16 protein-coding genes are annotated in these 19,601 nt (G+C 71.8%); 11 read left to right on the top strand and 5 right to left on the bottom strand.

The genetic code is table 11. The features are described 5' to 3' along the window. Window positions 1-93: 93 nt before the first annotated feature. The gene (locus ACGGAQ_RS07010) at window positions 94-573 is read right to left on the bottom strand and encodes a methylated-DNA--[protein]-cysteine S-methyltransferase (RefSeq protein ID WP_393045330.1); all 480 of its coding nucleotides are present in this window, start codon (window positions 571-573) and stop codon (window positions 94-96) included. A 157-nt stretch (window positions 574-730) separates the two neighbouring features. Between ACGGAQ_RS07010 and ACGGAQ_RS07005 the strand changes: the two genes are divergently transcribed. Then, window positions 731-1,252, top strand: coding sequence for a hypothetical protein (locus ACGGAQ_RS07005; RefSeq protein WP_393045707.1), 522 nt, complete (start codon window positions 731-733; stop codon window positions 1,250-1,252). Window positions 1,253-1,282: 30 nt separating this feature from the next. Next, window positions 1,283-2,815, top strand: coding sequence for a flotillin family protein (locus ACGGAQ_RS07000; protein ID WP_393045328.1), 1,533 nt, complete (start codon window positions 1,283-1,285; stop codon window positions 2,813-2,815). An 84-nt stretch (window positions 2,816-2,899) separates the two neighbouring features. On the opposite strand, the gene ACGGAQ_RS06995 is transcribed toward ACGGAQ_RS07000, so the two are convergent. Continuing rightward, entirely contained in the window at window positions 2,900-4,360 is a 1,461-nt protein-coding gene (locus ACGGAQ_RS06995) for a CCA tRNA nucleotidyltransferase (RefSeq protein ID WP_355063358.1), read from the bottom strand. A 126-nt stretch (window positions 4,361-4,486) separates the two neighbouring features. Here ACGGAQ_RS06995 and murJ point away from each other — a divergent pair, with 126 nt between their 5' ends. The 7 genes from murJ (at window position 4,487) to ACGGAQ_RS06960 (ending at window position 12,853) form a co-directional block, all read left to right on the top strand. Then, the gene (murJ, locus tag ACGGAQ_RS06990; protein ID WP_393045326.1) at window positions 4,487-6,244 is read left to right on the top strand and encodes a murein biosynthesis integral membrane protein MurJ; all 1,758 of its coding nucleotides are present in this window, start codon (window positions 4,487-4,489) and stop codon (window positions 6,242-6,244) included. Window positions 6,245-6,688: 444 nt separating this feature from the next. Further along, window positions 6,689-8,296, top strand: a complete 1,608-nt coding sequence (locus tag ACGGAQ_RS06985) for a protein kinase family protein (RefSeq protein WP_393045324.1) — start codon at window positions 6,689-6,691, stop codon at window positions 8,294-8,296. A gap of 43 nt (window positions 8,297-8,339) precedes the next feature. Continuing rightward, window positions 8,340-9,044 (top strand): RNA polymerase sigma factor SigM, encoded by a 705-nt coding sequence (sigM, locus tag ACGGAQ_RS06980; RefSeq protein ID WP_393045322.1) that lies wholly within the window; start codon window positions 8,340-8,342, stop codon window positions 9,042-9,044. Further along, window positions 9,041-10,033 carry a hypothetical protein gene (locus ACGGAQ_RS06975; RefSeq protein ID WP_393045320.1) on the top strand — a complete coding sequence of 331 codons (993 nt, stop codon included), beginning with the start codon at window positions 9,041-9,043 and terminating at the stop codon, window positions 10,031-10,033. The genes sigM and ACGGAQ_RS06975 overlap by 4 nt, the downstream gene beginning before the upstream one ends. A 182-nt stretch (window positions 10,034-10,215) precedes the next feature. Continuing rightward, complete coding sequence (gene trxB, locus ACGGAQ_RS06970) at window positions 10,216-11,166, top strand: thioredoxin-disulfide reductase (RefSeq protein WP_354854819.1); 951 nt, start codon at window positions 10,216-10,218, stop codon at window positions 11,164-11,166. A gap of 32 nt (window positions 11,167-11,198) precedes the next feature. Beyond that, a complete protein-coding gene (trxA, locus tag ACGGAQ_RS06965) occupies window positions 11,199-11,522 on the top strand; it encodes a thioredoxin (RefSeq protein ID WP_007453873.1) in 324 nt (107 codons plus the stop codon). Window positions 11,523-11,692: 170 nt separating this feature from the next. Next, window positions 11,693-12,853 carry an N-acetylmuramoyl-L-alanine amidase gene (locus tag ACGGAQ_RS06960; protein WP_393045317.1) on the top strand — a complete coding sequence of 387 codons (1,161 nt, stop codon included), beginning with the start codon at window positions 11,693-11,695 and terminating at the stop codon, window positions 12,851-12,853. Between the two features lie 12 nt (window positions 12,854-12,865). Here ACGGAQ_RS06960 and ACGGAQ_RS06955 read toward each other — a convergent pair whose 3' ends face one another. Beyond that, entirely contained in the window at window positions 12,866-13,531 is a 666-nt protein-coding gene (locus ACGGAQ_RS06955) for a GNAT family N-acetyltransferase (RefSeq protein WP_234588686.1), read from the bottom strand. Between the two features lie 285 nt (window positions 13,532-13,816). Between ACGGAQ_RS06955 and ACGGAQ_RS06950 the strand changes: the two genes are divergently transcribed. Together ACGGAQ_RS06950 and ACGGAQ_RS06945 are read left to right on the top strand one after the other, a co-directional pair. Continuing rightward, window positions 13,817-15,130: a PLP-dependent aminotransferase family protein gene (locus ACGGAQ_RS06950; RefSeq protein ID WP_393045315.1), complete on the top strand. Its 1,314-nt coding sequence runs from the start codon at window positions 13,817-13,819 to the stop codon at window positions 15,128-15,130. 7 nt (window positions 15,131-15,137) lie between these two features. After that, on the top strand, window positions 15,138-16,139 hold the full coding sequence (locus ACGGAQ_RS06945) for a D-alanine--D-alanine ligase (protein WP_354854826.1): 1,002 nt from the start codon (window positions 15,138-15,140) through the stop codon (window positions 16,137-16,139). Between the two features lie 92 nt (window positions 16,140-16,231). Here ACGGAQ_RS06945 and ACGGAQ_RS06940 read toward each other — a convergent pair whose 3' ends face one another. Together ACGGAQ_RS06940 and ACGGAQ_RS06935 are read right to left on the bottom strand one after the other, a co-directional pair. After that, on the bottom strand, window positions 16,232-17,257 hold the full coding sequence (locus ACGGAQ_RS06940) for a hypothetical protein (protein WP_393045313.1): 1,026 nt from the start codon (window positions 17,255-17,257) through the stop codon (window positions 16,232-16,234). 1,315 nt (window positions 17,258-18,572) lie between these two features. Further along, on the bottom strand, window positions 18,573-19,598 hold the full coding sequence (locus ACGGAQ_RS06935) for a ParB/RepB/Spo0J family partition protein (RefSeq protein WP_393045311.1): 1,026 nt from the start codon (window positions 19,596-19,598) through the stop codon (window positions 18,573-18,575). Between the last annotated feature and the right edge of the window lie 3 nt (window positions 19,599-19,601).

The following is a 19,601-nucleotide window of genomic DNA, read 5'->3' as shown; positions in this document are numbered from 1 at the left end:
TGCGGCGATCGGTGGCGCCTCGGCAGCGCGGTGCTCGGCGTGTCGAGCTGCTCAGCCGCCAACGATCAGCAGATGGGCCTCAGAGCAACGCGGTCAGGCCCAGGCCTGTCGCAGGGCCACGCCGGCCTCCAGTTCCAGCAGCTTGACCTTGCGTGGCAGGCCCCCGCCGAAGCCGACCAATTTGCCGCCCGCGCCGACGATCCGGTGACAGGGCACGATCACCGGGATCGGGTTGCGGTTGCAGGCCACCCCCACCGCCCGCGCCGCCCCGGGATCCCCGACCAGCCGCGCCACCTCGCCGTAGGTCAACGTCTCGCCGTACGGGATGCGCGTCATCTCCCGCCACACAGCCCGCTCGAAGTCGGAGCCACGCGGAGGCGACACGGGCACGGTGAACGTGCTCAGCTCGCCGGCGAAGTACGCCCGCAGTTCGGCGACGGTCTGCCGGGACAGCGGGTCGTCGGGCTCGTCGGCCGCCCCCTCGACGCGGCCGAAGTGGGCTCCGCGGACACCTGTGCCGTCGGTGGCCACGGAGAACTCGCCGATCGGTGAGTCGAGCACGGTCCAGCGCATCGACCCATTGTCCCTGTCGCGGACCCCTTCGCCGGCCCGGCTACCAGCGTCGAGCCGAAAGCCACTCCTCAGCCGCCGGATCGCAGCGGCAGCGACCCGCATCGGTAGATCATCATCGCGCCTTGGTAACTGTTGAACCTTGCACCACGTCGATACCGTGCGGGTCGTGGCCACGGGGACGCTCATCTTTCTGATCATCGGTGGGGCGGGTGTCGGGGTGCTGGCACTCGCCCTGCTCGGCAGCGAGCTGTTGCACTTCGGGCACGCCGACGTGGACGGGCCGATCTCCACCGAGACGGTCGCCGGGTTCGCCGGCGCGTTCGGGTTCGGCGGGGCGATCGTCAACGAGCTGCTCGGCGCGCGTACCCCCGCGCTGATCGCGGGTGCGGCGGCCGGCGGCCTGCTCGCGGCCGTGCCCACGGCGTGGTTGGCGTCGCGGCTCAGTCGGGCGGCGCGCAACATGCGCACCGACCCCACCCCCACCCGGGACGACCTGGTCGGCGCGCTCGGCCTGGTGGTGACCCCGGTGCCAATGAACGGGTACGGCGAGGTGCGGGTACGCGTGGCCGGGCAGCCGGTCAAGCTCAACGCCCGCGCCGACCAGCCGATCCCGGTCGGCGCTCAGATATTCGTCGTACAGGCGCTCAGCGAGACCAGCGTGCACGTCGAAACCTACTGATTTCCTCCTCGCAGACGGGACTTCCCCTCCATGCCCCTGTTGATAGCTGTCGGCGGCGCGGTTCTCCTCGCGCTCGTCCTGGTGTTCTTCGTTCTCTCCCGGATCAAGGTGGCCGGGCCGAACGAGGCGTTCATCGTCACCGGCCGCAAGGGCCGCACCACGCAGACCGCCGACGGTGCCCGGTCGACCGACAATTCCGGGCAGAAGGTGGTGCTGGGCGCCTCGGTCTTCGTGCTCCCGGTGGTGCAGAAGCTCCAGTCGCTCGACCTGTCCAGCCGGCGGATCGACGTCGGCATCCGGGGCGCGGTCAGCAAGCAGGGCATCCGAGCCGACCTGCACGGCGTGGCGATCGTCAAGGTCGGCGGGACGGAGGACGCGATCCGGGCAGCGGCGCAGCGGTTCCTGCACCAGCAGGCCGAGATCGACAACTTCACCCGGGAGGTGCTGGCCGGCGCGCTGCGCTCGATCGTCGGCCGGCTCACCGTCGAGGAGGTCATCCGGGACCGGGCGGCGTTCGCCAGCGCGGTGGCCGAGGAGGCCGAGCACTCGATGACCAACCAGGGTCTCGTGCTGGACACCTTCCAACTCCAGGACATCCTCGCCGAGGGCTCGTACCTGCAGGATCTGGGGCGACCCGAGGCGGCCCGGGTGCTCAAGGACGCGGCGATCGCCGAGGCGCGGGCTCGGCAGCAGGCCGAGCAGGAGCGGCTGCTCGCCGAGGAGGCCATCGCGGAGGCGAACCGGAACCTGGCCCTCAAGCAGGCCGGCATCCAGGCGGAGATCGACGCGGCGAAGGCCAAGTCGGCCGCGGCCGGCCCGCTCGCCCAGGCGGAGCGGGACCAGGCGATCCTCTCCGAGCAGCAGAAGGTGGCGGAGCGCAACGCCGAGCTCAAGCAGCGTCAACTGGACACCGAGGTGCGCAAGCCGGCCGACGCCGCCCGGTACAAGGTGGAGCAGGAGGCCGAGGCGGCCCGCAACGCTGCGGTGCTGAGCGCCGACGCGCAGCGACAGGCGGTCATCGCCGCCGCGCAGGCCTCCGCCGAGCAGGCACGGCTCACCGGTGAGGGCGAGCGGGCCCGGCGGGCCGCGCTGGCCGAGGCGAACGCGATCGAGGGTGCCAAGGAGGGTGAGGCCGAGCAGCGGCGGCGCTCCGCGATCGCCGAGGCGGTCGAGCGGGAGGGTACGGCCGAGGCGGCGGCGATCCTGGCCCGAGGGCAGGCCGAGGCCGACGCGATGGCCCGCAAGGCCGAGGCGTTCGCGGCGTACGGCGAGGCCGCGGTGCTGGACCTCCTGGTCAAGGTGCTGCCGCAGGTGGTCGAGGCGGCGAGCGCTCCGATCGGGGCGATCGACAAGATGACAGTCATCTCCACCGACGGCGCGTCGTCGCTGACGAAGTCGGTGGCCGGCAACGTCGCCCAGGGACTGCAGCTCGGCAGCGACCTGACCGGCATCGACCTGGCCGGCCTGCTGGCGCGGCTGGGCTCGGCGTCCACGCCCGGCGGCAACGGCACTCCCGCGGGCAAGGGCCCGTCCGTGGACGGAACGGCCGTCGAGACGCGCTAGCAGGTAACGCCGATCGGGGCGTCGCTCTCACTCCGGGAGCGACGCCCCGGCCGCGCCGGGCGGGCGGGCGGGGCGGGCGGGCGGTTAGGGGATCAGGCCTTCGGCGCGGGCCCAGCGCAGCAGTTCGGCCTCGGCGGCGTCGCGGTCCAGCGGGCCGTGCTCCAGGCGCTGTTCCTTGAGGTGCTTCCAGGCCCGCCCCACGACCGGCCCCGGCGGTACGCCGAGCAGCTCCATGATCGCGTTGCCGTCCAGGTCGGGACGGACCCGGGCCAGGTCCTCCTCGGCGGCGATCCGGGCGATCCGGTCTTCCAACGCGTCGTAGTCGGCGGCGAGTTGGGCAGCCTTGCGCCGGTTGCGGGTGGTGCAGTCCGAGCGGGTCAGCTTGTGCAGCCGGGGCAGCAGGTCACCGGCGTCGGCGACGTAGCGGCGCACCGCCGAGTCGGTCCACTCGCCCCGCCCGTACCCGTAGAAACGCAGGTGCAGCGCGACAAGCGCGGTCACCTTCGCGGTGATCTCCTTGGGGTAGCGCAGGGCCTTCATCCGGGCCTTGGTCAGCCGCGCGCCCACCACCTCATGGTGGTGGAAGCTGACCCGGCCGTCCGGCCCGACGGACTTGGTCGCCGGCTTGCCCACGTCGTGCATGAGGGCGGCCATCCGCAGGATGAAGTCGCAGCCGTCCTCCTCGAAGGAGACGGCGTTCTCGACGACCGTCAGCGTGTGCTCGTAGACGTCCTTGTGCTGGGCGTGCTCGTCGATCTCCAGCTTCAGGCCGGTCAGCTCGGGCAGGAACCGCTCGGCCAGCCCGGTGTCGACAAGCAGCCGCAGCCCGGTGATCGGGTCAGCGCCGCAGAGCAGCTTGGTGAACTCGTCCCGCACCCGCTCGGCCGTGATCCGGTCCAGGTCGGCGGCCATCTCGGTCATCGCCGCGTGCACGTCCGGGTGCACGGCGAAGCGCAGTTGGGCGGCGAACCGGGCCGCCCGCAGCATCCGCAGGGGGTCGTCGCCGAACGACTCACGCGGGGTGCTCGGCGTACGGATGACCTTGGCTGAGAGATCGTCCAGCCCACCGTGCGGGTCGGTGAAGCGGTGCTCCGGCAGGCTGACGGCCATCGCGTTGATGGTGAAGTCACGCCGCTTCAGGTCCTCGTCGAGGCTGGTGCCGTACACCACCACCGGGTTGCGGCTGACCTGGTCGTACGACTCGGCGCGGAAGGTGGTGATCTCCAGTCGGAGGCCGTCGCGCTGAGCGCCGATGGTGCCGAACTCCCGGCCGGTCTCCCAGATCGACTCGGCCCAGCCCTTGATGATCCGCAGCGTCTCGTCGGGGTGGGCGTCGGTGCAGAAATCCAGATCGTCGCCGAGCCGGCCGAGCAGGGCGTCCCGCACCGAACCGCCCACCAGGTGCAGCTCGTGCCCAGCGCGGACGAAGCGGCGGCCCAACTCGTCGGCGACCGGAGAGACCCGGAGTAGTTCGGCGACGGCGTTGCGCTGCGCGGCGGTGAGTTCGCGGCGGTCGGCGGCGTGTGGAGCGGAGGCTTCGGACATGGGATCGCCAGCTTATCGGGCCGGGGTGTGATCCGATCCGCCGGGCGCGGGTATCGGGCAGGGGTTGACTATGGTCTGTGACGTGCGGGTCGGCGCCCGGCTCGACGTACCCCTGGGAGGCTGGAGATGAGCGGCGGGCTCTACCGCAGCGCGAACGCCGCGCCGGACGGCGGTGCGGGAGCCAACGTCCGCCCCTCCGACGGCGCCACGTTCATTTCGGCCGAGCCCCTGAACCAGCCGGCCATGGAGTCGACCGCCCCACCGCAGGAGCAGGTGGGCGAGGCGAGCGCCGCGACCAACAGCGCGGTGATGGCGGTCGGCAGCCTGGTCAGCCGGGGTACGGGCTTTTTGCGCAACCTGGTCATCGCGGCGGCGCTTGGCGGCGCGCTTGTCGGTGACGCGTACACCACCGCGCAGATCCTGCCCGGGATGGTCTACGAGTTCCTGCTCGGCGGCGTGCTCACCAGCGTGTTGATTCCGGTGCTGGTGCGTCGCCGCAAGGTCGACGTCGACGGCGGCCAGGCGTACGCCCAACGGCTGCTCACCCTGGCGGTGCTCGCCCTCGGCGTCGCGGCGCTGCTCGCGGTCGCCTTCGCCTCGACGCTGACGTGGCTCTATGGCAGCGGCCCGTCGAGTGGCGATTATTCGCAGCTGGTCACGGGGCTGGCCCGTCTCATGCTGCCGATGATCTTCTTCTCCGGGCTGAGCGCGCTGATCAGCGCGGTGCTCAACACCCGGGGGCACTTCGCCGCGCCGATGTGGGCGCCGATCCTCAACAACCTCGTGGTGATCGGGACGGCGGGTCTCTACATCGCCGTGTTCGGCGCGGAGATCGTCCGTCCGGAGGAGATGACCACCGGGCGGATCCTGCTGATCGGCGGCGGCACCCTGCTCGGCGTCGCGGTCCAGGCGGGGGGTCTGCTGCCGGCGCTGCGCAAGGTCGGCTTCCGCTGGAAGCTGCGCTTCGACTTCCGCGCGCTCGGCCTACGCGAGCTGGGCCGGCTCGGGGCGTGGATGATCTGCTACGTCGCCGTGAGCCAGGTCGGCCTCATCGTGCTGTTCAACCTGCTGAACCGGGCCGGCAAGGAGAACGCGGCCGGCCCGCTGATCTACAACAACGTCTTCCTGCTGCTGATGACCGCACACGGGATCATCGCCGTCTCGATCATCACCGCGCTGATGCCCCGGATGAGCGCCGCCGCCGCCGACGGCCGGTACGCCGACGTCGCCGCCGACCTGTCGCGCGGCACCCGCACGGTCACGGCGGTGCTCGCGCCGATCGCAGTCTGCTACGCCGTCCTCGCCACGCCGATCGCGTTCACGCTGTTCCGGTTCGGCGCGTTCAACGAGAACAACGCCACCGCCACCTCCGTCGTGCTGCTCGCCGCCGCGCTGGCGCTGGTTCCGTTCGCGGTGAGCCAGCTCTTCACCTTCGCCTTCTACGCCCTGCCGGACACCCGCACCCCCGCGCTGATCAACATTCCGGTGGTGGCGCTGCGGATCGGCGTGCAGATCGTGCTCTTCGTGGCGTTCTCCGCCAGCTTCGCCGGCGCCGGGATGATGATCGGCAACGCGGTCTCCTACCTGGCGGCGGCGGTCGGCTCCGCCTGGCTGCTGCGCCCCCGGGTCGGGCGCATCGGCCTCGGGGCGATCATGCGTACCGGCGGTCGGGTCCTGGTCGCGGCACTCGGCGCGGCGCTGGTCGGCCTGCTCGTGGTCAAGCTGTTGCCTGGCGACGACACGCCGACACGCCTGGAGGCCATCGTCCAACTCGTGATCGGTGGCGCGGTGATCGGTGGGACGTACCTCGGTCTCGCCATGGTGCTGCGGATCGGGGAGATCACCGAGGTGGTCGGCATGGTCCGCCGCCGCCTCGGTCGCTGACCGCAAGGATCCGGGCACCGAAAGTCATAGCCACACGGAACGTGACCACGGATCACCAGGCTGGGGATGCACCTGTGGATAACTCCGCGATTCGCCGGTCAACAACCGGATCGACCTGTGGATAACCAACCGTACGGCTGAGCGTGGCCGCCCGATCGGCGGGAACAGGCGGTTGGCGAGGTCACCACGCCAGGTCCGGCCCCGGCGTCGGTCACTTGCGGTGAAGCCGTAGATTGGCTAGTACATGTGCCAGCAACGTGGCTGACAACGGTCGTAACCGGACGACTTCCCCGACTCCCGGCACCCCGCCGGGTACGGCAAGAAGATGACATGTCGGGGAGACGGGCAACCCGGGTAAGGTCGCTCTCGACGGGTACGGCAGGCGCCGACGCTGCGCGTCGACACCGGTTGGCCGGTTCCTTCGACGGCAGAGCGGGAAGCCACATGCCCAGCAGTGCGGGTCCATCGATCGACACGATCACCGAGGGAGGACGGGTGACCCAGGTCGGCGAGGGTCAGGAGGCGGACGAGAGCGCTCCTCCGGTCATGACCTTCGGTGCTCCCACGGCCGGTGAAATCCTCGCCGAACGTTACGAGCTGGTCGAGCACATCAACAACGACAGCGCGGGTCGGCTGGTATGGCGGGGAGTCGACGTCATCCTGCGCCGCCCCGTCGCCGTGGTGCTGCGCTACCCGGGTGGCGACTCCGCCACCGAGATGCTCCAGGCCGCTGTCGCGGCCAGCCGCGTCATCCACCCCAACCTGGTCGGCGTCTACGACGCGATCGACGAGGCCGAGCGGGCGTACGTGGTCCGTGAGTGGGTGGACGGGCAGTCGTTGCGCGACCTGGCCGCCGAGGGTCCGCTGGACCCGGCGCGGGCCACCGCGATCGGCAACGCCGTCGCCAGCGCGCTCGCCGCGGTGCACGCCACCGGGATGGTGCACGGCAACGTCCACCCGGGCACCGTGATGATCAGCGACGAGGGTCGCGTGGTCCTGGCCGACGCGCGCACCGACGGCGACGACAGCCAGGAGAGTGACATCCGGGCGGTCGGCGGCGTCCTCTACTTCGCACTGACCGGTCACTGGCCGCACGCCGAGGCACCGCTGCGCGGCGCCACCGCCGGCCATGGTCGGGCCGCCATCCCGGACGCGGTCCGGGACGCCGGGGGCACCCTCGCTGCGCCCCGCCAGGTTCGGGCCGGGGTGCCCGCGTACCTGGACGACCTGACCATGGATCTGCTCGACGCCGAGATCGCTCCGCCGTCGTCCGACGTGCTGGCGGCCGAGTTGGCCCGGCTGGACGTGCCCGCCGAGGAGGAGCACTACCTCGACAACGGCGGGCCGCTGCGGTTCGCCGCCGACACCGAGGACGAGCCGTCCCCGCTGGCCGCGGCCGGTGGTCGCAAGGTCGCCATCGGCATCGCCGGCCTGCTGGCGGTCGCCCTGGTCGGTCTGCTCATCGGCATCAGCGCGCTCGGCGGCGACGACAAGGACCCGCAGAACACCGCCGGGGCCACGCCCACCGCCAGCGCTCCGGCCGGCGAGGCCACCCCGGCCGCCGCCACGGTCCGCAACCTCGGCGTACAGGGCATCCGGATCATCGACCCGGACAGCAGCAAGCGCGACGAACTCGGCGGCGCCGACAAGATCATCGACGGCGACAACGACAAGGGTTGGGAGACCGACCGCTATCCGAACGCCACGTACGGGAACCTCAAGGCCGGCATGGGTGTCTGGCTGGATCTGGGCTCGCCGCACACGGTGAAGTCGGTGCAGGCCGTGCTCTCCGGTCGAGGCGCCACCGCGAAGCTGCTCGCCGGCACGTCCGGCTACCCGTCGACCTCCAACGGCGACAAGCAGATGGTGGCGAACTACAAGACCGAGATCGGTGTCCTGAAGGAGCACGACGGCACCACGATGACCTTCAACGGCTTCAACGCCGACGAGAAATACCGTTACCTGCTGCTCTGGTTCACCGAGCTGCCGGCCATCGGCGACGAGGACGGCTTCCGGCTCGGCGTGCAGGAGATTACGGTCCAGGGTTCGTGATCCGGCCAGCACGACCCGGGCACCGCATCCGCTGGACGTGGTGATGGACGGGCGCGACGCGGCAACGGACCTTGAGCTGCTGCGCGCCCACGTCGCCGGTGACCGGGACGCCTTCGCGGTGCTGTTCCACAGGCACCGCGACCGGCTCTGGGCGGTGGCCCTGCGGACGCTCGGTGACCGCGAGGAGGCCGCCGACGCCCTCCAGGACGCCCTGCTGTCGGCACACCGGGCGGCCGCCCGCTTCCGTGGTGACTCCGCCGTCACCACATGGCTGCACCGCATCGTGGTCAACGCGTGCCTGGACCGGATCCGACGCCGGCAGGCGCACCCCACCGTGCCACTGCCCGACGGCAACCGGTCCGGCGACGGATCGGGCACCGGCGGGGTCGAGCCGGCCGCGCCGGCGCAGGACCATGACACGGCGCTCGTCGTCCGCGCCGCGCTCGCCGCGCTGCCGATCGAGCAGCGGGCCGCCCTGGTGCTGGTGGACGTGCAGGGCTACCCGGTGGCCGAGGTGGCCCGCATCCTCGGTGTCGCCGAGGGGACGGTGAAGAGTCGCTGTGCCCGGGGACGGGCACGGTTGGCCGTGCTGCTCGGGCATCTGCGGCCGGCGACGCCATCGCAGCCGGCCCCGGCCGGCCGGAACGCGGACGTGCCCGGCGTCACGCCGGGGAACCCGCGCCCGGCCGAGGGCGTCGGATCGGGGTCGGTTCGGTACCGGCAGGACGCCAGCCAGGAGGACACGTGACGAACGAGGGGTTCAGGGAGGTCGACACCGACCTGCTCGCTGACTACCTCGGCGGCGCGTTGGACGGCACACCACAGCAGGCCCAGATCGCCCGGCTGGTCGACGCGGACCCGGCCTGGGCCGAGGCGTACGCGCTGTTGGCGCCCGCGGTGACGCAGGTCCGCGCCGAGCTGGCCCGCTGGGCCGAGCCCTCCCCGGAGCTGCCCCCGGCCGTCGCCGAACGGATCGCCGCCGCGCTGGCCGCTGCCGACACCCCGACGGCCGATGCCCCGGCCACCCTCACGGACGCCACCGGGTCGCCCGAGCCGGTTGCTCCCGCGACGCCGGTCAGTGTCCCGGCACAGGGCGGCCGTCGACCCGGCAGCCCGTCGCCGACCGAATCGGGGGGCGGCAGAACCACCGGCCCGGGTCGCCGGCAGCGGCGCTGGGCTCGAAGGGCCGCTCCGGTGGCCGCCGCGGCGGCCGCCGTCGTCGCGGTCGGTCTGGGCCTCCAGCAACTGTCGACGAACACCACGGACACCGGTGCCATGGACCGTCCGGTCAGCGCACCCGCGGGTGCGGCGGCGGCCGGGGCGGCCCGCACCTCCGCGCCCGCGCTGCACAGCGGAATCGACTACACCCCGCAGACCCTCGGCCAGACGGCGACCACACGGCCGTCGCCGCTGCTGGGAGACAGCAGCGGCGGTCCCCGCGAACAGCCCGGGGTGGACGCCGAAGGGGGTCGACGGCCCGCCCCCGGAGGGTCGGACCAGCTGGCTCGGCTGAGCGGCGAGGCGGCGTTGACCGCCTGCCTGTCGGCCGTGGCGGCGGAGCACGGCTCGGCCCCGCTGGTCGTGGAAGTGATCGACTACGCGCGGTTCCAGGGCGAGCAGGCGCTGGTGATCCGGTTCACCGACGCGACCGGGGCCCGCTGGGCCTGGGTGAGCGGCCCCGAGTGTGGCGTACCCGGGTCCGGCTCGGACAGCCGGTATTCGGCGCGGGTAGGGTGAATCCGCGGTCATCGGTGCGATGAGCGTCCACGTGACGTGACCCACCGGATGCCCGGCTCGGGAATCCCCGCTTCGTACGATGACGTTCTGGAAGTCAGCTGCCGGCACCCCCCAGGCGTCGGCACTCGGATCAGCATCGGTGCGCGCGCCGACGCCGAACACACACAACTCGGGAGACGGCAGTGGACGAGGTCCGCAACCTGATCATCATCGGCTCCGGCCCGGCCGGTTACACGGCGGCGGTCTATGCGGCGCGCGCCAACCTGAAGCCGCTGATCATTGAGGGCGTGCAGTCCGGTGGCGCGCTGATGACCACTACCGAGGTGGAAAACTTCCCCGGCTTCGCCGACGGCATCCTCGGCCCCGAGCTGATGGACAACATGCGCAAGCAGGCCGAGCGGTTCGGCGCCGAGTTCCTCACCGACGACGTGACCCGGGTCGAGCTGGTCGACACCGGCGACTCCGGCGCCGGCGCGGTGAGCACCGTGTGGGTCGGCGAGACCGCCTACCGGGCCCGCTCGGTCATCCTCTCCACCGGTTCGGCCTGGCGTCCGCTGGGTGTGCCGGGTGAGCAGGAATACCTCGGCCACGGTGTCTCCTCGTGTGCCACCTGTGACGGCTTCTTCTTCCGCAACCAGCACATCGTCGTCGTCGGCGGTGGTGACTCGGCGATGGAGGAGGCCAGCTTCCTCACCCGCTTCGCCGACTCGGTGACCATCATCCACCGGCGCGACTCGTTCCGGGCCAGCAAGATCATGGCCGACCGGGCGCTGAGCAACGAGAAGATCAAGGTCGAGTGGAACAGCACGGTCGAAGAGGTCCTGGGCGCCGACGGCAAGGTCACCGGCGTACGGGTCCGCAACGTGCACACCGGCGAGACCAAGGTGCTGGACGTGACAGGCGTGTTCGTGGCCATCGGTCACGACCCGCGCAGTGAGCTCTTCCAGGGCCAGGTCGAGCTGGACGACGAGGGTTACGTGAAGGTCCAGGCCCCCAGCACCCGGACGAGCGTGCCCGGCGTCTTCGCCGCCGGTGACGTGGTCGACCACACCTACCGCCAGGCGATCACCGCGGCCGGCACCGGCTGCGCCGCCGCGCTCGACGCCGAGCGGTTCATCGCGACGCTCAGCTGAAACAGGAAACACATCCCGGAGGAGGGGCAATAGTGGGAAATACCAAGGCGGTCACGGACGCGAGCTTCGTCGCTGACGTGCTGCAGGCCGACAAGCCGGTGCTGGTGGACTTCTGGGCCGAGTGGTGCGGGCCGTGCCGCAAGGTGTCGCCGCTGCTCGAGGAGATCGCGGGCGAGATGGGCGACCAGGTCACGATCGTCAAGCTCAACATCGACGAGAACCCGGAGACCGCCCGCGCCTACCGGGTCATGTCGGTGCCGACCCTCACCGTCTTCAAGAACGGCCAGCCCGTGCAGTCGATCGCCGGCGCCAAGCCGAAGGGCGAGCTGGTCCGGCTCATCGAGTCGGCCCTCTGATCCGCAGAGACACCACCGAACCCCGTACCCGCTCGTCGGGTGCGGGGTTCGCTGTCTCCCCGGCCGGCAGGAACGGCGTTTTTCCAGGCCGAGCCACCTGGTCGCCCCGGAACGCATAACCTCAAGCCGGGGCCGCCCGGCCAGCCAGATTCGTGCAGAGGGGGTCGTGCGTGCGTCCGATCCGAGCCGGAGACCGGGGACCCGCGGTCACGGAGATTTGTGCCATCCTCACCGGCCTCGACCTGCTCGCCGCCGGTCCGCACACCGACGAGTTCGACCTGGACACGGAACGCGCGGTGCGGGCGTTCCAGCAGTCCCGTGGGCTCAGCGTGGACGGCCGGGTCGGCTCGGAGACCTGGGGGGCGTTGGACGCCGCACGCTGGCGGCTCGGCGCCCGCACCCTCTATCACGCGATCCCCGAGCCGCTCACCGGTGAGGACGTCCGGTCGCTGCAGGAACGACTGCTGGAGATGGGGTACGACGTCGGCCGCGCCGACGCCATCTACGGCATCCGGACCTCCCGTGCGGTGGCCCAGTTCCAGCGCGAGGTCGGGCTCACCCCCGACGGCTCCTGCGGGCCACACACCATGGACGCGCTGCGCCGGATCGGTCGCAAGGTCGTCGGCGGCCGCCCCCAGTGGCTTCGCGAGTCCGACGCGATCCGCCAGTCCGGGCCGGCCCTGGTCGGCAAGACGGTGGTCATCGACCCCGGCCACGGTGGCACCGACCCGGGCATGGTGGTGCCGGACGGGCCACTGCGCTGGACGGAGGCGGATCTCGTACACGACCTGGCGAGTCGGCTGGAGGGGCGGCTCGCCGCGTCCGGGGTGCGGGTCCAGCTCACCCGTGGTCCCGCGCCCGACAAGTGCCTGCCGGACACCGACCGGGCGCTGCTGGCGAATTCGCTCGGCGCCGACGTCTTCATCTCGCTGCACCTGGACGGGCACGCCAACCCGGACGCGGACGGGGTGGCGACGTACCACTACGGCACCGACAACGGGGTGACGTCGGCGACCGGTGAGCGGCTGGCCGGGTTGGTGCAACGGGAGATCGTGGCGCGGACCGGGCTGCGGGACTGCCGTACGCACGCCAAGGCGTGGGACCTGCTGCGGCTGACGCGGATGCCGGCGGTCCGGGTCGAGGTCGGCTACCTCACGTCACCCGTGGACCGCGCCCGCCTCGTCGACCCCCGGTTTCGGGACCGGGTGGTGGAGGCGATCGTGGCCGCGGTGCAGCGGATGTACTACCCGATCGAACGGGACGTGCCGACCGGCTCCCTCGACGTCAGCGAGCTGCGTGCGGTGGTGACCGCCGGCACGGTGGTCGACTGACGACCGAGCGCGTCAGCCGCTGGTGGAGCGGGTGGCCGGGGCGGGCCGGACCGGCCGGAGGAGGGTCTCCGGGCTCATCGACCCGAGCAGCTTCTCCAGCGCGTACTCGACGTCGGACTTCCAGCTCAGCGCCGTGCGCAGTTCGAGGCGCAGCCGGGGAAACCGGGGATGCGGACGTACCGTCTTGAAGCCGACGGAGAGGAAGAAGTCGGCCGGTGCCACGCACCCGCCAGCCGGATCGTCCGCGTCACCGAACTTCGCGTCGCCGAACGCCTCGATCGCCTTGATCCCCCGCTTCGTCAGATCCCGGGCGACGCCCTGCACCAACATGCGGCCCAACCCGCCACCCGCGAACGCGGCGACCACGTTGGCGGTCATCAACAGGGCGGCGTCGGCGGAGACCGGCGACGTCGGGAAGGCCATCGAGCGGGGCACGTAGGCGGGCGGGGCGTACATCACGAAGCCCGCCGGCATGCCGTCGACGTACGCGAGCTTGCCGCAGGAGCCCCACTCCAGCAGGGTCTGGGAGACCCACGCCTCCTTCTCCAGGCCCGGGTCACCGGCGGCGCAGGCCCGGTCGGCCGAGACCGGATCCAGCTCCCAGTAGACGCACTGGCGGCAGGGGCGCGGAAGGTCTTCCAGCGTGTCGAGGGTCAGGCTGACCAGACGTCGCGACATATGGCGCATCCCCACAATAGGCTCGGTGGTGAGGCCGGCATGGAACGACAGCGCCGCCTTCCTGCCCCCGACGAGCGATCGTACGCCGCCGATCGACCGGACGGGAGGGGACGCGCAAATGCCCACCCCACCGGGGACGGTCCGCCATGTGGTCGATCCGTCCCGGCGCGGAGGCATGCTGGCCTCGGCGGACTAGGATCGACAATCGGTGTCCCGTCCGCCATGGTCAGGAGCGTGCGGGGTACCCGGGGCGGGAGCCACCCGAGCTGCGATCGAGGTGAGGTCATGACCGGCACGACACTCGACGACTACACCGACCGGTACGCCCGGCGGGTACGCGGGATGACCGCCTCCGAGATCCGAGCACTCTTCGCGGTGGCCAGTCGACCCGAGGTCGTCTCCCTCGCCGGTGGCGCTCCGTACATCGCCGCGCTGCCGCTCGACGCGGTCGGCGAGATGCTGGGTCGGCTCGGCTCCGAGCACGGTGCGACCACCCTTCAGTACGGCATCGGGCAGGGCACCCTGGAGCTGCGCGAGCGGATCTGCGAGGTGATGTCGCTCTCCGGGATCGACGCCGCGTGCGGCGCCTCGCCCGAGGACGTGGTGGTCACGGTGGGCGGGCAGCAGGCGCTCGACCTGGTGGCCCGGCTCTTCCTCGACCCCGGTGACGTGGTGCTCGCGGAGGGCCCGACGTACGTCGGCGCGCTCGGGGTGTTCCAGGCCGCCCAGGCGCAGGTGGTGCACGTGCCGATGGACGCCGACGGGCTGATCCCCGAGGCGTTGGAGACGGCCATCGCCGACCTCGCCCGTGCCGGCCGGCGGGTCAAGTTCCTCTACACCATCCCCACCTACCAGAACCCGGCCGGCGTGACGCTCAGCGAGGAGCGCCGGGAACGCGTGCTCGACATCTGCGAGCGCGCCGGCCTGCTCGTGATCGAGGACGACCCGTACGGTCAGCTGGGTTTCGAGGGTGAGGCCCCGGCGCCGCTGCGGGCCCGCCGGCGCGACGGTGTCTTCTACCTCAGCACCTTCTCCAAGACGTTCGCTCCCGGCCTGCGGGTCGGTTGGATCCTCGCGCCCCACGCGGTCCGCGACAAGCTGGTCATCGCGAGCGAGGCGCAGATCCTCTGCCCCAGCGGCTACGCGCAGGCCGCCGTGGCGACCTACCTCGGCACCATGCCGTGGCGGGAGCAGCTCAAGGTCTACCGCGAGGTCTACCGCGAACGCCGCGACGCACTGCTCGACGCGCTGGCCGATCTGATGCCCGAGGGCACCAGCTGGACGACCCCGGCCGGTGGCCTCTTCGTCTGGGCCACCCTGCCGGACGGGCTCGATTCGAAGGCCATGATGCCGCGCGCCATCGCCGCCCGGGTCGCCTACGTGCCCGGCACCGGCTTCTACGCCGACGGCACGGGCACCGGCGCCATGCGACTGAACTTCAGCTTCCCACCCCCGGAGCGGATCCGCGAAGGCGTCCGCCGACTGGCCGGCGTCATGGAGCAGGAGATCGCGACGCGCCGCGTCTTCGGCGCCGTGGGTGGTGCCGCCGGCCGGCGGGGCCGGCCCGGCTCCGACGTGCCGGGTCCCGACTTGGCATGATGCCGGCATGGGTACGACCGCTGCCGAGCGCTTCTCCGTGACCGATTCCGCCGTCGCGGCCGACCTGCGCGTGCTGGTGCTCGCCGGCGGGCTCTCCTACGAACGGGACGTGTCGTTGCGCTCCGGTCGTCGGGTGCTCGACGCTCTGCGTGCCGTCGGCGTCGAGGCCGAGCTGCGGGACGCCGACGTGGCACTCCTGCCAGCCCTCGCGGCCGACCCGCCGGACGCGGTCGTGATCGCCCTGCACGGCGCCACCGGGGAGGACGGCTCGCTGCGGGGAGTGCTGGACCTGTGCGGCATCCCGTACGTCGGCTGTGACGCCCGGGCCTCCCGGCTCGCCTGGGACAAGCCCTCCGCGAAGGCGGTCCTGCGCGAGGCCGGCATCCCCACGCCGGACTGGGTGGCCCTGCCGCACGACCGCTTCTCCGAACTGGGCGCGGTCGCCGTGCTGGACCGGATCGCCGACCGGCTCGGTCTTCCGCTCATGGTCAAGCCGACGCAGGGCGGCTCGGGCCTGGGCGCCGCGGTGGTCCGGGACGCCGCGTCACTTCCGGCCGCGATGGTCGGTTGCTTCGCGTACGACTCGACCGCCCTGGTGGAGCGGTACGTGCCCGGCATGGACGTGGCGGTCTCCGTGATCGACCTCGGGGACGGCCCGCAGGCGCTGCCGCCGGTGGAGATCGTGCCGCGCAACGGCGTGTACGACTACGCCGCCCGCTACACCGCCGGTCGGACCACGTGGCACGCTCCGGCCCGGCTGGAGCCGGAGGTGGCCGCCTCGGTGGCCGAGGTCGCTCTCGCCGCGCACACTGCGCTCGGTCTGCGGGACCTGTCCCGGGTCGACGTGATCGTGGACGCCGCCGGCCAGCCGCACGTGCTGGAGGTCAACGTCTCGCCCGGCATGACGGAGACGTCGCTGCTGCCGCTGGCCGTCCAGGCCGCCGGCCTGGACTTCGGCCGCCTCCTCGGCTCGCTGGTGACCCGGGCCGCCGCCCGCCGCACGGCCTGACCCTGACCTCGACCCATCGCACTACCCGCCGGCCGTGCGGTCGGCGGGTGCCGCATCCGCGGACTCTCGCCAACCCACGGCCGAACCGGCGGTCAGCGTGGCGCGTGTACGTCGGGTGGGATGCGCCCGGCGTCGGTGACGGTGGTGGGGGCGCTGCGGGGGGACGGAATGACCGGGCGCGGCTGATCACCTGCCGGCTCTGGGGCGTCTTTGCGGGCCGTCGCGGATTCGGCCACGTCTTCGGCAGTCGCGCTGTCGGAGTTCGTTGACGCGGCCGCGGACGCTGCCGTGGCGCCGGTCGCCGGCTCACCGCGGCCGCCGGGGGACGCGGCCCCCGGGCTGGTGTCCAGGGCCAGGGGCCTCGGGCCGCCGTTCCCGTCCCCGTCGGCGCCAGGGTCGGGGGTGCCGGCGTCGGCGTCGCTCTCGACTGCTGGCTCCGGGATCTCCTCGGCCGCCTCGATGACCGACACGACCTCCTCCTGGGCGGCTGCGGCGTGGGCCGCCGCCGCCGCGGACTGGGCCAGCAGGCTCGACGGCGCCTGCCACTGGATGCGGGGCGGCTCGGCCAACGGCCGGCCACCGAACTCGGCGAGCCAGGCAGCGACGAGCGCCAGATTTTCCCGCCACTGCGCCTCGGAGATCGGCGGCAGGATCGAATCCCACAGCGACAGGAAGGTCCCTCGCAACTGAAGCCGGCCGTACGGTCGAGCCAGGAACCACATGTGCAGGTGGGCGGAGCCGTCGCCCCATCGGTTGACGTGCACCCGCGCCACGCCGTCCAGCGACCGGATGGCCCGCTCCAGACGTACCGTCATCACGCCCAGTTCGGCGGCGAGCAGATTCGGCAGGTCACCCAGGTCGAGGTGGGTCCGCGATTCCAGGATGAGCACCATCGGCAGGCCGGTCGGCCGGTCCATGGCGCGGACCCGCCACCGCTCTCCCACCCAGATGTAGGCGTCGTCCGGCGCGTTGCAGGCGGTGCATTCCCGGAGGCCCTCGCCCTTGCGTGGCGGTTCGACCGGGACCGGGTCTTCGAGCTGCTTCACGCGGAGGTCACCCTCGAAGGGAAACGAGGGCCACTGGGTGAAGTCCGGGACTGAGGGAGGGGTGTCGTGCACGACGCTGACCCTAACCGAGTCTGGCACCGCTGTCCCCTACCTGTTCGACCGGTCCCGACCCTCCCGATCAGCGTTCATCGTCGATCGCTGTTCCCGGCAGCGCTGATCGCCAGAGCGATATCCACAGGCTGCCGAGATCGCGAACACAGGCCGTCATCCACAGGCTGACACCCGCTTTCACGCGGGGTTTCACGTGAAACGAGGGGTGCCTGTGGACAACGGGTGTGGATAACTTTTCGGCCTCTCGGTCGTTGCCGGCGTACCCGTCGTCGCGGTGTTGGCGCAGGGGCACCGAGATCGCCTGGCCCGGCGGTTCGGAGGCCTTGGCGGTGTGCCCGTCTGGCGGCCGCTGGCGCCGTTGGTCGCCGTTTCACGTGAAACGGGATGGCTCTGAATCAGTCCGCGACGGCACGCCCGTCGGGGCAGACGAGCAGGTGCCCCCGTGCGCCCTCTCAGTGAGCCGCTGCCGGCCTGAGGACGGAGGGGGGCGCCTCGGGTCGACCCGATGCTCTGCGATGGCCCTCATCGCTCCTGTAGGTCATCCGCCGCCCGTTCCGCCCCTCGCTGGCTTCGGTGGCGAGGGTTAGCCGTTCCGCGCGCTTCTCCAGCCGACCCGGCGCCGCCCTCGCTGACACTGCGCTGGGTCGGCCCTCGGTGAACTTCGCACGGCCGAGCCCTCACGGACATCGCGCAAACGGCGGCGCTCACTCCGCGCCTCACAGGCGCGGGCCCGCACTGACATTCGCGGCCGGCCCACCCTGGTTCCGCTCAGTGGCGGCGCTCGACCTCTCTGGCCTTCAACTCCCGAGGTTTCAGCAGCACGCTGCCAAGGCCCCGCGAAGTCCGCCTAGGCATCTCGACACCACGCCCCGAGGCGTCGACCTTCCCGGCCTAGGTCGGGCCGCCGCGCCGCCGAAGCTCGACTATCCCGGCCTGGGTCTGGCCGCCGCGCCGCCGAGGCGTCCACCATCTCGGCCTAGGTGTGGCCGCCGCGCCGCCGAGGCTCGACTACCTCGGCCCTACGTCTGGGCGCCGCGCCGCCGAGGTGCCGAGGTGCCGAGGTGCCGAGGTGCCGAGGTGCCGAGGTGCCGACCGGCCTACCGAACCCTCGTCCGCCGCACCGAGATGGCACCGTTCATGGGCGCACGCCAGTGGCACCTACGGCCGGGCCGGCACCCGGGGCCGGGGCCGGCCAGTCGAGAGGAGACGGGTCCGGACCGCTGAACGTGTGGTGCCGTTTCACGTGAAACGGGGACGGATGCGGAACGGCCGCGCACCCCGAGGGGTAGCGCGGCCGTAGAGGGAGGCGGGACGCTTAGTCCTCCGTCTCCTCCTCCTGCGGTACGCCGATGATGCCGACGATCCGCTCCAGGTCGTCCACCGTGGCGAACTCGATCGTGATCTTGCCCTTGCTCCGGCCGATGTCCACCTTCACCCGGGTGTCGAAGCGATCCGACAGTCGATCGGCGAGATCCGAGAGGGCGGGCGCGTGCGGCTTTGGTCGCCGCTTGGCGGCCTGGCCCTTCGCGGGGCCGTCGTTCAGGGTGAGAGCCACGATCTCCTCGGTCGCCCGCACCGACAGCCCTTCGGCCACGATGCGCAACGCCAACTGCTCCTGGGCCTCCGAGTCGTCGAGGCTCAACAGCGCGCGGGCGTGGCCGGCAGACAGGATGCCTGCGGCAACCCGGCGCTGCACCTGGGCCGGCAGGTTCAAGAGCCGGATCGTGTTGGAGATCTGCGGCCGGCTGCGGCCGATCCGGCGCGCCAACTCCTCGTGGGTGGCACCGAACTCCTCCAGCAACTGCTGGTACGCGGCGGCTTCTTCCAACGGGTTCAGGTTAGCCCGATGGATGTTCTCCAGCAGCGCGTCGCGGAGCATGGCGTCGTCGCGGGTGTCCCGGACGATCGCCGGGATGTTCTCCCGGCCCACCGCCTGGGCGGCCCGCCAACGGCGCTCGCCCATCACCAGCTCGTACTTCTCGTCGTCGAGCTGGCGTACGACGATCGGCTGAAGGAAACCGACCTCCTGGATCGAGGTCTTCAGTTCCTCCAGCGCCTCCTCGTCGAAGACCTGGCGGGGCTGCTTCGGGTTCGGCACGATGGCGTCGACCGGGATCTCCGCGAACCGGGCACCCGGCACGGGGCTGAGCGTCGGCTCGGGCTGGTGGACTGTCGATACGACCGGAGCCGTCGACAGGGTCCCCGCCGTCGCACCGTCGTCGGCGTCAACATGCCCGTTCTCCGGCTCGGCCGTCACGGTGCCGGCGGCACCCGGCACCGGCCCGGTCGGGATGAGCGCCCCCAGGCCCCGTCCCAGACCGCCCCGAGGACGGTTCTTCATGCC

It is taken from the genome of Micromonospora sp. NPDC047557, from assembly GCF_043205095.1.
Taxonomy (GTDB): domain Bacteria; phylum Actinomycetota; class Actinomycetes; order Mycobacteriales; family Micromonosporaceae; genus Micromonospora.
This window is presented reverse-complemented; position numbering and strand designations above follow the sequence as displayed.